This is a genomic window from Stutzerimonas stutzeri (assembly GCF_000935215.1).
Classification (GTDB): Bacteria; Pseudomonadota; Gammaproteobacteria; order Pseudomonadales; family Pseudomonadaceae; genus Stutzerimonas.
Genome location: NZ_JXXD01000027.1, coordinates 46,518 through 58,969, shown reverse-complemented (window position 1 = coordinate 58,969; position 12,452 = coordinate 46,518). Strand labels below are relative to the sequence as shown.

At 65.0% G+C, this 12,452-nt stretch carries 10 protein-coding genes; 8 read left to right on the top strand and 2 right to left on the bottom strand.

The genetic code is table 11. The annotated features are described in order from the left end of the window. The first annotated feature begins 9 nt into the window (after positions 1–9). The 3 genes from LO50_RS04455 (at position 10) to LO50_RS04445 (ending at position 1,864) form a co-directional block, all read left to right on the top strand. On the top strand, positions 10–687 hold the full coding sequence (locus LO50_RS04455) for a hypothetical protein (protein WP_044314243.1): 678 nt from the start codon (positions 10–12) through the stop codon (positions 685–687). 116 nt (positions 688–803) lie between these two features. Further along, a complete protein-coding gene (locus tag LO50_RS04450; protein WP_044314242.1) occupies positions 804–1,403 on the top strand; it encodes a hypothetical protein in 600 nt (199 codons plus the stop codon). Between the two features lie 80 nt (positions 1,404–1,483). Then, positions 1,484–1,864, top strand: coding sequence for a hypothetical protein (locus LO50_RS04445; protein WP_041015511.1), 381 nt, complete (start codon positions 1,484–1,486; stop codon positions 1,862–1,864). 44 nt (positions 1,865–1,908) lie between these two features. On the opposite strand, the gene LO50_RS04440 is transcribed toward LO50_RS04445, so the two are convergent. Both LO50_RS04440 and desA read right to left on the bottom strand, forming a co-directional pair. Beyond that, positions 1,909–2,907: a GGDEF domain-containing protein gene (locus LO50_RS04440; protein WP_041015512.1), complete on the bottom strand. Its 999-nt coding sequence runs from the start codon at positions 2,905–2,907 to the stop codon at positions 1,909–1,911. A gap of 124 nt (positions 2,908–3,031) precedes the next feature. Beyond that, positions 3,032–4,222, bottom strand: a complete 1,191-nt coding sequence (gene desA, locus LO50_RS04435) for a delta-9 fatty acid desaturase DesA (protein ID WP_044314241.1) — start codon at positions 4,220–4,222, stop codon at positions 3,032–3,034. A gap of 316 nt (positions 4,223–4,538) precedes the next feature. Between desA and LO50_RS04430 the strand changes: the two genes are divergently transcribed. The 5 genes from LO50_RS04430 (at position 4,539) to LO50_RS04410 (ending at position 12,444) form a co-directional block, all read left to right on the top strand. Then, complete coding sequence (locus LO50_RS04430) at positions 4,539–7,502, top strand: PAS domain S-box protein (protein WP_044314240.1); 2,964 nt, start codon at positions 4,539–4,541, stop codon at positions 7,500–7,502. Positions 7,503–7,548: 46 nt separating this feature from the next. Next, positions 7,549–7,935: a response regulator gene (locus tag LO50_RS04425; protein ID WP_014822179.1), complete on the top strand. Its 387-nt coding sequence runs from the start codon at positions 7,549–7,551 to the stop codon at positions 7,933–7,935. 81 nt (positions 7,936–8,016) lie between these two features. Then, a complete protein-coding gene (locus tag LO50_RS04420) occupies positions 8,017–10,428 on the top strand; it encodes a PAS domain S-box protein (protein ID WP_044314239.1) in 2,412 nt (803 codons plus the stop codon). Then, the gene (locus tag LO50_RS04415; protein ID WP_044314238.1) at positions 10,428–10,814 is read left to right on the top strand and encodes a response regulator; all 387 of its coding nucleotides are present in this window, start codon (positions 10,428–10,430) and stop codon (positions 10,812–10,814) included. Before LO50_RS04420 ends, LO50_RS04415 begins: the two co-directional genes overlap by 1 nt. Then, a complete protein-coding gene (locus tag LO50_RS04410; protein ID WP_044314237.1) occupies positions 10,807–12,444 on the top strand; it encodes a diguanylate cyclase in 1,638 nt (545 codons plus the stop codon). Before LO50_RS04415 ends, LO50_RS04410 begins: the two co-directional genes overlap by 8 nt. The last annotated feature ends 8 nt before the right edge of the window (positions 12,445–12,452 follow it).

Genomic DNA, 12,452 nt, shown 5'->3' with positions numbered 1-12,452 from the left:
CCGCGCACCGTGCGAATCAGAGCCATCCTGCTATGCATGCTGCTGGCGCCATCAGCGCAGGCTATCGAGCCGTATTCCTGCCGCAATGGCTTCTTTCCGGCCTTCGCCGGCGAAGTAAGGCATGCGGAGGTTGTAGCCAATGCAGATCAACCCGTGCATTTTCGCGATGACGCGGTTGGCTGCCCGGAGCAGGAATACTGCATCCGACGCGCCTATCTAGTGAATGGTGACAAGCTGCTGGTCGGCAAGGAGACGGATGGCTGGGCTTGTGCCTGGTATTTCTCCAGCAAGCGCGAGTTCGTCGGCTGGCTGCCGGCGCACCACGTCCGTATCGACCACGCTACGCCGGTACCCAAGGCCGGCGACTGGATCGGCCGCTGGCACCCCATCGCGGGAGGCAACAGCATCCTCATTACCCAACCCTCGCCCGACGGCCCCTTCACCGTTGAAGGCGAGGCCTTGTGGCAAGGCGGCCTCAACAGCTACGGAGAGCCAATCGTTCATGTCGGGGCATTCTCCGGCCATGCTCGACCCTCGGACGACCTGCTGAAGATCAGCGAAGGCGATGACGAATACGACTGCCAGGTGACCCTGCAGCATGTCGCCGGCAATCTGGTGGTGACCGATAACAGCCACTGCGGCGGGCTCAACGTGCGTTTCGACGACGTATACCGCAAGTCGCGCTGATGCCAGAGCCCGGCAGGCCCCCGCTGACTTGAAGCCCTGTCGATCTGGTCTACATTTGGGGTTCGCTTGACCGTTGGTGCGGTCACACATCCCAGCGCCCCGCCAGGAAACACCTCTTGTCGATCCCCCGTTCAGTCCAGTTCGTGCTGCTGTCGCTCGCTCTCGCAGCCAATGGCTGCAGCGAAGAAGAGGGCTCAGCATCCATTCCCAAGGCCGCTAATGCCGCTCCGACGCTGGAACAGCTGCCCAAGTGTGAACGGATCGCGGCACGACTCACGCCGCTTCTGGATGGTCTGGCCCAGGTGGATCTGGACGATGGGGGCCGTTACGACAACCTGACCGTCTATGGCATCAGCTGCTCCTGGCTTTCCCGGGAAATGCAGAGCGGCGATATCTCCCAGCACGTCAAAGGCGGCGGCCTTTCCATCGCCATTTCTGTCGACGAAACCCCCTCGGACGAGCAGATGCTTCGCAAACTGGGCATGGTCCATGACGACGCCCGCGCCGAGGACATCGGCGGCTTCGTGGTAGATGTCAGCAAGCGTATGGACCCCAGCGCTCAGCTGGGGATCATCGGCCCTCAGGTGGTCGTCGGCCGGGTCACCGTCACCGCTACGGCTGCCGGTATCGCCCTGCAGAAAGTGGAGAGCATGGAGTACATCACCAACGACCAGGCGATCGAGGCAGCCATTGCCATTCACCGAATGCTTCGCTGAGTCGAATCACAACCATCAGGCCGAAACCACTGAGGCCTCGCCACGCACCGAATAAACAAATACCGATCATAGGAGCAATCATGTCTTCAGCCATCCACCTGCCATCCCTGGCGCTCGCCGCAGCGCTCACGCTGATCAGCTCGACCACTCAGGCGCAGGAGCCGAATCAACAGATGATGACCAACATGCACGCGCAGCTGGCCAAGTTTGGTGGCGCCATGCATGTGACAGCTAAAGTCTGCGACGACTACACCGACGAGAAACTTGCCGAGCATAGAGAGCAGCAAAAAACCCAGGCGACCCGCGCCGGGATGGACCCGGCAACTTTCGATACGGCCTTTGCCGACGGCGTCAAGGAGAGCGAGGCAAAGTGGAAGGATGTCCCCGCGTCCGAGCGTCAGGCCAAATGCACCGAGTTCAAGCAGCAGATGGAGAGCTTCGGGCAGCAGCTTGGCCAGTGACGGCAGAGCGCGCCGGGCAAGCCAGCCCGGCCAGCCCGCCGCAATTAGCCGACGATCACCTGGTTCTTGCCCAGGCGCTTGGCGGTGTACATCGCCGCGTCGGCGCGGGCGAACACGCTGCTCAGCTCGGGATCGCTGGCTTTCAGGTAGGTCAGGCCCAGGCTGGCGGTGACGCGGAAACGCTCGCCGTTGTCGGCGGTAAACACCACCCGTTCGATCTCGCGCTGCAGGCGTTCGGCGATCTGTTCGGCCAGATCCGGCTGACAGCCTGGCAGTACCGCGGCGAATTCCTCACCGCCGATGCGTCCGAACAGGTCGCTCTGGCGCAGCACGGCGGCGCCGCAGCGGGCCACCTTCTGCAGCACCTGATCGCCCATCTGGTGGCCGTGGGTGTCGTTGATGCGCTTGAAGTCATCGATATCCAGCAGCAGAAACGCCAGCGAGGAAGCAAACTGCCGCGCCCGCTCGAACTCGCCGCGGGCGCATTCGAAGAAGTGCCGGCGGTTGCTGCTCTGGGTCAGCACATCGGTAGTGGCCAGGCGCTGCAGTTCGCCTTCGAGCTGCTTCTTCTCGGTGATGTCTTCGGCGATACCCACGATGATCGGGCCCTGGCCACGATCGGCGCGGCGGCCGAGGAAACACTTGTCGCTCAACCAGCGCAACTGCCCGTCGCCACGGATGATGCGGTACTCGCGGGTTTCCACCGCGCCCTCGTCGAGCACGGCGAGCATGCTCTTCTGCGCGAACTCGACGTCATCCGGATAGATCGCATTGCGCCACTCGCCGTAATCGGCCAGCAGCAGGGCCGGCGAGCGACCGAAGATGCGCTCGTAGGCCGGGCTGACGTAGATCATCCGCTGCGCCTGCCAGTCGAACGCCCAGAGCACGGCGTTGACGCCGCCCAGCAGGGTGCTGAACAGTTGCTCGCGCTCGCCCAGGCGGGCAGCCTCCGCGCGCGCATGCATCAGTGCGAGCAATGTCTGCGCATCGCCGCCCGGTAGCATGCCCATACCCGAATCACCCTGATTACTCGCCAGCCGCATAGCCTTCTTCCTGAAACGACCGTCGCGATTGCGACGGTACTGCATGTTGAGAATGCTGTTCAGAGAGCCGGCCAGAGGCAAAGTTCCGGCCGGCTGCAGACCTTGTGCTTGAGCCGATGGAAGGTCAGGCGATGGCGACCGACGGGCGCAGTGAATAGGTGCGCAGATGCTCGGCGAATTCGCGCAGCGACTGGATGCCGCTGGCCTCCGCTTCGTGCACCCACTGCTTGATCGCCGCCAGCATTTCGTGGCCGTTCGAGCTGGTTCGCGTCCAGATCTGCTGCAGCGCCAGACGCTTCTCGTAGATCACCTTGAGCGACTGGCTCTGCGCCAGCATGTCGTCGATGTGCGCCTGCTGCTCCTGCTGCAGCAGACTCGGCTCCCGCGCCAGCAGACGCTTGGCCCGGCGCAGTTGATGACGCAGCGTGGCGTCGGCGCGGCCCAGTTCCTGGCGCACCAGCGGCACGATGACCAGCTTTCGATACTGCGCCATGATCTGGAAACGGTTGTTGAGGATCGCCATGGCGCTGTCCATGTCCAGCTGCTGCTTGCCCTCGATGCGGTGGGCGATCGGCGCGGTACGGTTGACCTTGGCCAGCCGCAGCAGGCTGAACAGGCGAATCCAGGCCCAGCCCATGTCGAACTCCCATTTGCGCACCGACAGCTTGGCCGAGTTCGGATAGGTGTGGTGGTTGTTGTGCAGCTCCTCGCCGCCGATGAGGATGCCCCACGGCAGGAGGTTGGTCGCCGCATCACGGCATTCGAAGTTGCGATAGCCGACCGCGTGACCGAGACCGTTGACCACGCCGGCGGCCCAGAACGGAATCCAGATCATCTGCACGGCCCACACGGTGAGGCCGAGCGCGCCGAACAGCGCCAGGTCGATCAGCAGCATCAGCACGATGCCGGTATTGGGAAAGCGCGAATAGAGGTTGCGCTCGATCCAGTCGTCCGGGCAGTTCTTGCCGTAGATGCGCAGGGTTTCCTCGTTCTTCCCCTCTTCCATGTACAGCTCGGCGCCCTTGCGCAGCACCGTGCTCAGACCCTTGTGCGCCGGGCTGTGCGGGTCGTCGGGGGTCTCGCATTTGGCGTGGTGCTTGCGATGGATGGCAGTCCACTCGCGGGTGTTCATCGCCGTGGTCAGCCACAGCCAGAAGCGGAAGAAATGCTTGAGCGCCGGATTCAGCTCCAGCGAGCGGTGCGCCGAGTAACGGTGCAGGTAGACCGTTACGCTGACGATGGTGACGTGAGTCAGCAGCAGCGTGGTCGCGATGAGTTGCCAGACCGACAGGTCGAGTAAACCGGTGTGCCACATAATAACGGGGTGCCTCTTGCAGAACGGTGCGCCAGCGACCTCCGCTGGCGTCCACCTGCCTTCAGCCTAACACCAGGCGTCGGCGAGTCTAGGAAACGGCCCGACCGACCGTCTAAAAGCTGGTGATTTTTTAGCCAGATTCGGCTGCAATCGCTACGCTTTGGGCACGTAGCGCCATGCTGATGTGCATTCCGAAAGACGCTATCGGCCGTACTGGCATAGAGCTATCATTGTTTCTTTTTTGCCCTGGAAAGTTGCGGCTCATGCAAACGTCGTACGTCGAGCGCAGCACCTCGCGCCTCTGGCCGGCCCGCCGATGACGAACGCCGGCATCACCACACCCCACTGGATCTTCACGCTCGGCAGCCTGCTGCTCGTGCTGCTGTTCGGTAGCCTGGCATTCAATGACTACCGCGCGCGCGATGCCGCCTGGCACCTGGAAATCGACACCCACGGCGAACTGCAGAGCCTGGCGCTGCAGAGCGCGCAGCTCAATCAGCGACGGCAGGCCGACATGGTCGCCACGGCGCTGGCCGGCAATGCCGAAGTGCTGCGCCAGGTACGCCAGATCGATACGGCGCTACGTGATGGCCGGGCCATGGGCGATGCACGTATCGAGCTGGCACGCCAGCGTCTGCGCGCCGCGTTGAGCCCGGCCTGGAGCGCCATGCAACGCCACGGCGCGTTGCAGTTGCAGATCTTCTGGAGCGACGCTGGGGTCGCCCTGCTGCGCATGCAGCAACCGGAGCGCTTCGGTGACGCAATGGCGGCGCAGCGCCCGATGCTGCGCCGCGCGATGAGCGAAGGCAGCATGCAGTACGGCATGGAGGTCAATGCGCTCGGCGCCAGCAGTCGCGCCATCGTTCCTTTGCGTGCCACCGACAGCGAGTCCGGCGAGATCATCGGCGCCCTGGAAGTCGGCTACAACGTGCTGCCGGAATTGCCCGAGCTGGGCGATCAGCTGGCTGCCGGGCTGGCGCTGGTGGTCAAGCGTCAGGCACTGCAGGCGGCGGACGTGGAATCCCCCAGTGGCGTGCAACTGCGCAGCGACGGCGACTGGCTGCTGATCGAGCATTCGGCGACGCAGATACTGCACTGGGCGCAGCAAGGCATGTTGCCCGAGCCGGAGAGCGGCCTGGCCTTGCGCCTGCTGAGTGCCGACGGCCGCACCTATATGCTCAATCAGATTCCCCTGCACAGCGACCGTCGGGCCCAGCCATCGGCGCCGCTGCTGGCAGCGGCGCTGGTCTGGCGCGACATCACCGCGATGCAGCAGGAGCACCAACAGGCCGAGCGCCGGCTGCTGATCAAATGGAGTCTGGCCTGGCTGATCGCCGAGGCGCTGCTGCTGACCCTGGCGGTACTGCTGCAACGGCGCATCGGCGCGCAGCTGCAGCATCAGTTCAGCCAGCAACAGCAGGGCCGACGCCGCCAGCGCCTGCTCGACCGCGCACAGAAGATCGCCAGCCTGTTGCCCGGCGTGGTGTTTCAGCTCAAGCGCTTCGCCAACGGCCGTTATGCCTTCCTCTATGCCAGCGAGGGCGCACGTGACCTGTACGGCATCGACCCGCAGCGGCTACTGGAAGATGCTTCCCAGGCCCTGGTGCACGTTCACCCGCAGGATCTGCCACGACTGAAAGCCGCACTGCTGCGTGTGGCTGCTGGGTCGACAACCGGCTCGGTGGAGTTCCGCATCCAGCATCCGCAACGCGGTTTGCTCTGGGCCGAGGGACGTGCCACCGCCGAGCGACGTCCTGACGGCACCGTGCTCTGGCACGGCTTCGTGACTGAGATCACCGAACTGATGGAAGCCACCCGCGCGCTGCAGAAGAGCGAGAGCCGCTTCCGCGCCATGGTCAGCAACCTGCCGGGCGTGGTCTACCGCTGCCGCAACGACGGCCGCCGGCGCATGAGTTACCTGAGCGACGGCATCGAACGCCTGACCGGCTACCCGGCCGGCGATTTCGTCGGCGACCGCGTGCGCAGCTACGCCAGCCTGATCCACCCAGACGACCTCGAGCTGGCCCGGCAACACGCCGAGCAGGACACCTTCGAGGGCGTCTACCGCCTCATCAATGCCGAAGGCCGCACCGTCTACGTGCGCGAAAAAGCCCGCGTACTGCACGAGCGCGACGACCCGGTGGGCTGGTGCGACGGCTTCATCTGGGATGTCACCGACCAGGCGCTGGCCAAGGAAGAGATGCAGGAGCGCGAGCGCTACCTGAGCATGCTGATCGACAACGTGATCGACGCCATCATCATCATCGACGCCCGAGGCATCATCGAAACCTTCAACCATGCCGCCGAACATATCTTCGGCTACAGCGCCGCGGAGGTCATCGGCCGCAACCTGTCGATGCTCATGCCCGAACCGGACCGCTCCGCCCACGACGGCTATCTGGAGACCTACGAAAGACGCGGCATACCTCGCGCGCTGGAACAAAACCGCGAACTCACCGCCCTGCGGCGTACCGGCGAAACCTTCACCATCGAGTTGCGCGTGTCGCAGATCAACCACCACGGCGAGCGCCGATTCATCGGCCTGGTGCGCGACATCACCGAACGCAAGCGCATCGAGCGGATGAAGAGTGAGCTGGTGTCCATCGTCAGCCACGAGCTGCGTACGCCACTGACATCGATCTCCGGCGCCCTCGGCCTGATCGTCGGCGGTGCCCTGGGCGAACCCTCGCCAAACATGCGCCAGATGATCAGCATCGCCCACCAGAACAGCCTGCGCCTGGGGCGCCTGGTGGACGACCTGCTGGACATGGACAAGCTGGTCGCCGGCAAGATGACCCTCGACCTGCGCGCGCATGCGCTGCCGGCGCAACTGCAACAGGCAATTGCCGCCAATCAGGGCTACGCCAGCAAGCATGGCGTCACGCTGGAGCTGCTGCCAGCGCCGGACGTGCAGCTGATGGCAGACGACGACCGGTTGCAGCAGGTACTGGCCAATCTCATCTCCAATGCGGTCAAATTCTCGCCGCAGGGTGGCACCGTTACGCTCGGCAGCGAGCGACGCAATGACTGGGTGCGAATCTCGGTACGCGATCAGGGATCGGGCATTGCCCCTGAATTCCACACACGGATATTCCAGAAATTCTCCCAGGCCGATTCCTCCGACAGCCGCCAGAAGGAAGGCACCGGCCTGGGCCTGGCCATCAGCAAGGAACTGATCGAACACATGCACGGCCGGATCGGTTTCGATTCCGAGCCTGGCGAAGGCGCCTGTTTCTGGTGCGAACTGCCAGTCGCGCCGCTGGCGCAAGATCGATCCTGATGCTTCCGTTAAGCGGACGCGCACGCAAACGACCCCCGGAGGCACAATGGCCGAGCTAAGGCGCATCCTGCACGTTGAAGACGATCCGTCGATTCAGGCGGTGACCAAACTGGCCCTGGAGGCCGTTGGCGGATACGAGGTGCTGTCCTGCTCCTCTGGTGCACAGGCGTTGGAGGAAGTCGAAGCCTTCGCCCCCGACTTCATCCTGCTGGACGTGATGATGCCGGGCATGGACGGCCCGCAGACGCTGCTCAGGCTGCGCGAGCGCATCGACCTGGAACGGATTCCGGTAACATTCATGACCGCCAAGGTGCAGCCGAGCGAGATCGAGCACCTGCGCAAGCTGGGCGCGCGCGACGTGATCGTCAAGCCGTTCGACCCGATGCAGCTGGCCGAGCAGATTCGCAGCATCTGGCTGAGTGGCCGATACTAGGCAGAACTGCTTAAGCCCCGGTCGTGCCACGCTACCCGACCCGACCCGGACGCCCTTCACCGAACCAGCAAGGCGCCGACGATGGAGTCACCGCAACACAGCACGACGCCGATGCCATCCACCGTCCAGCCGCGCGAGCTGTCACGCCTGGCAGCGTTGCTGCGCTACGAAATCCTCGACACCCCCGAGGACAGCGCCTTCGATGACTTCACCGCGCTTGCCGCGCAGATGTGCGACACGCCCATCGCGCTGATCTCGCTGGTCGACGACCGCCGTCAGTGGTTCAAGAGCCGGGTCGGCCTCGACGTCAGCGAGACCTCGCGGGAGATCTCCTTCTGCACCTACACCATCGCCGGCGACGAGATCTTCGAGGTACCGGATACGCTGCAGGACCCGCGTTTTTGCAACAACCCGCTGGTGCTCGGCGATCCGCATATCCGCTTCTATGCCGGCACGCCGCTGACCTCGCCGGATGGCTACAACCTCGGCACCCTGTGCGTGATCGACCGCCAGCCGCGGCGGCTCAGCGCTCAACAGCGCGAGACCCTGGAGCGCCTCGGACGCCAGGTGATCCGCCTGTTCGAGCAGCATCTGCTGGCGCACCGTCACGCCGAGCAGGCGGCACTGCAACAGGCGATCCTCGACAGTGCCTCCAGCGCGGTACTGGTGACCCGACCTGACGGCGTCGTCACCAGCGTCAACCCGACCGCCGAGCGCCTGCTCGGCTACAGCGAACAGGCGCTGGTCGGCCATCCACTGACCGCTGCGCTGTTCTGCCCGGAGGCACTGCAGCGCCGGGCGCTGCTGCTCTCCAGCGAGTTGCAGATACCGCTCGAGGCCGATTTCTCGGTGCTGACCGCGCCGCTTCACCGCGGGCGGCGCGACATGTCCGAATGGCGCCTGCGCCACCAGAACGGCAACGAGGTGCCGGTGCTGCTGGGCGTGACCGCGATCCATGACGAGCAGGAGCACCTGCGCGGCTACCTGGTCAACGCCTACGACCTGGCCTATCAGGAGCAGTTGCAACTGCGCCTGCAGCAGATCGCCGCGCAGGTCCCGGGCATGCTCTTCCAGTTCCATTGGCGCGCCGATGGACCGGCGTGCTTTCCCTATGTCAGTGAAGGGGTCGAGCAGATCTACGGGCTCAGCCCGGCGCAGCTGGCCAGCAGCTTTGCGCCGATCGTCGGCCGGGTCCACGGCCCCGACCGCAGCGCCCTGTTGCTCAGCATCCGCCAGGCGGCTCGTGAACTCACGCCCTGGCACAGCGAGCACCGTGTCGAGCACCCGCACAAGGGGCTGATCTGGGTCGAGGCGCGGGCAACCCCGCTGCAGCAGGTCGACGGCTCGGTGCTCTGGCACGGCTTCGTTACCGATATCACCGCGCGCAAGGCCGAGCAGCTGGAGCTGGACAAACAGCAGGAGATGAACCGGCGCCTGCTCGAGGCGCTGAGTGAAGCGGTGATCGCCTGCGATGCCGAAGGCAATCTGACCCTGTTCAACGAGAAGGCCAAGCAGTGGCATGGCGCCGATGTCGCCCCGTTATCGCCGAGCGAATGGGCCCGCCATTACCGGCTGTACCGCGCCGATGGCGTCACCCCGCTGAAACCCGAAGAGATTCCCCTGCGCCGCGCCCTCAATGGCGAGCACGTCATCGACCACGAGATGGTGCTGCTGAGCAATGGCGCACCGCGGCACGTACTGTCCAACGCCGACCCGCTGTACACCTCCGATGGCCAGCGCATGGGCGCGGTCGTCGTGCTGCACGACATCACCGAACGCAAGCGCATCGAACGCCTGCAGCGCGAGTTCATCTCCACCGTCAGCCATGAGCTGCGCACGCCGCTGACGTCCATCACCGGCGCGCTGGCGTTGATCTGCTCGAACGTCATGGGCGAAGTGCCCGAGTCGATGCACGAACTGCTGGAGATCGCCCAGCAGAACAGCCAGCGCCTGAGCGCGCTGATCGACGACCTGCTGGACATGGACAAGCTGCACGCCGGCAAGATGCGCTTCGACATGCTCGAACAACCGCTGCAACCCCAGCTGGAGCTGGCCCTGCGCAGCAACGGCAGCTATGCCGAACGGCATGGCGTGCAGCTGCACCTCGGCGCCTGCCCGGCAGTGAGCGTGACGGTCGATGCCATGCGCCTACAGCAGGTGCTGAGCAACCTGCTGTCCAACGCGGCGAAGTTTTCCCCGGCCGGTGAACGGGTCGAGCTGTCGGCGCAGGTCAGTGACGACCGGGTACGGGTCAGCGTCCGAGACCAGGGCCCGGGCATTTCCGACGAATTTCGTGCGCGGGTATTCCAGAAGTTCGCCCAGGCCGACTCGTCCGACAGCCGCCAGCAAGGCGGAACCGGACTGGGCCTGGCGATCAGCAAGGAGCTGATCGAGCACATGGGCGGGCAGATCGGCTTCGAATCCGAGCCCGGCCAGGGCGCCTGCTTCTGGTTCGAACTACCCATACAAGGCCAGGCCAAGGAGAGCCCGTGATGAAACAGCTCAAGCGCATCCTGCACGTCGAAGACGTACCGTCCATCCAAGTGGTGACGCGTATCGCGCTGGAAAAGCTCGGCGGCTTCGAAGTGCTCAGCTGTCAGTCCGGCCAGGCCGCGCTCGACCAGGTACAGGCCTTCGCCCCCGACCTGATCCTGCTCGATGTGATGCTGCCGCAGATGGACGGCATCGAGCTGGTTCGCCAACTGGCCGATCTGGTCGACCTGCAGCAGACGCCCGTGGTGTTTCTCACCGGCCACCTGCAGCCCGAACGGCTGCAGGAGCTGCGCCAGCTCGGCGTACGTCAGGTGTTGGGCAAGCCGTTCGATCCGCTGCAACTTGCCAACCAGTTGCGGCAGATCTGGGAGGCCGAGCATGGATGATCGCACCCGCCTGGCGCTGCAGGCGCAACTGGCGCAGCTGGAACAGCAGTTCGGCGAGCGCCTGCAGGCCGACCTGACCGACCTCGCCACGCTCGCCCAGGATCTGCAGCAGACCCGTGCCACCGCCAGCCGCCGGCTAGTGATGCTGAGCATCCGCGAGCGCCTGCATCGGCTGGCCGGCGCCGCCGGCACCTTCGGCTTCGCCAAGCTCGGGGAGCGCGCCAGGCAGCTGGAGCAGCGGGCTGATCGCTGGCTTGATTCGGCCAAGCCGGGCAGCCGCGCCGCCGAGGCCTTCGCCCGCGCGGTGCTGCACTTGGCCAGTGAAACCCCCGGCCAGGAACGCCACGGCGCGGCGGAACTGCCGGAGCATCACGAAGAGCCGGCACCCGGCTGTCGCATCTACCTGATGAAGGCCGATCCGGTCGCGGGCGCCAGCATGGCGGTGACCCTGCGCAACTTCGGCTATCTGGTCAGCCAGTGGCCCAATTTCGCCGCACTGCAACAGGCCGTAGCCGATGAGCTGCCCGACGCACTGATCGTCAGCGTGCAGCAGGACAGCGATTTCGAGGCGCTCGCCGCTCTGCAGCAAGGCCTCGAGCAGCCACTGCCGCTGCTGCTCATCCACGACCGGGCCGATTTCGCCAGCCAGCTGGCTGCGGTGCGCGCCGGTGCGCAGGGCTTCTTCGTCCGCCCGCTGGATATCACCCAGCTGGAGAACAGCCTGGAGCGCTGCCTCGATCGACAGCAGGGCGAACCCTTCCGTGTGCTGATCGTCGATGACGATGCGGAGCTGGCGGCACGCTACAGCCTGGTGCTGCGCAACGCACAGATGCAGGTGCAGATACTCACCGAGCCGACCCGCGTGCTGGAAACCATGCGCAGCTTCAACCCCGAGGTGCTGCTGCTGGACGTCAACATGCCGGACTGCTCGGGGCCAGAGCTGGCGCAGATGATCCGCCTGCATGACGAATGGCTGCGGGTGACGATCATCTACCTTTCCGCCGAGACCGATACCCACCGGCAGATGGCCGCACTGCTCAAGGCCGGCGACGATTTCATCACCAAACCGATCAGCGATACCGCGCTGGTGGCCGCGGTGTATTCCCACGCACAGCGTGCGCGCTCGCTGAGTACGGCGCTGGCCCGCGACAGCCTGACCGGCCTGCTCAAGCACGCTGATATCAAGGAACAGCTGGCGTTGGAAGTGCAGCGCACCACCCGCACCGGCAAACCCGCCAGCGTGGTGATGCTCGACCTCGATCATTTCAAGCAGATCAACGACACCTACGGGCACGCCGCCGGCGACAATGTGATCCGCGCCCTGGCCAACCTGCTGCGCCAGCGCTTGCGGCGTATCGACAGCCTCGGCCGCTACGGTGGCGAGGAGTTCGTCGCCGTGTTGCCCGAATGCTCGGCCCTGCAGGCCCGACGCATTTTCGACGAAATCCGCGTGCGCTTCGCTGCGCTGAGCTTCAATGCCGGCGACCAGGAGTTCCGCGTGACCTTCAGTGCCGGCATCTGCGAGACCGACGGCCAGAGCGCCTCCGGCCTGCTGCTCGAGCATGCCGACCAGGCGCTGTACGTGGCCAAGCACAACGGCCGCAACCAGGTGCAAATCGCCCAGCGCTGAGCGCCCGG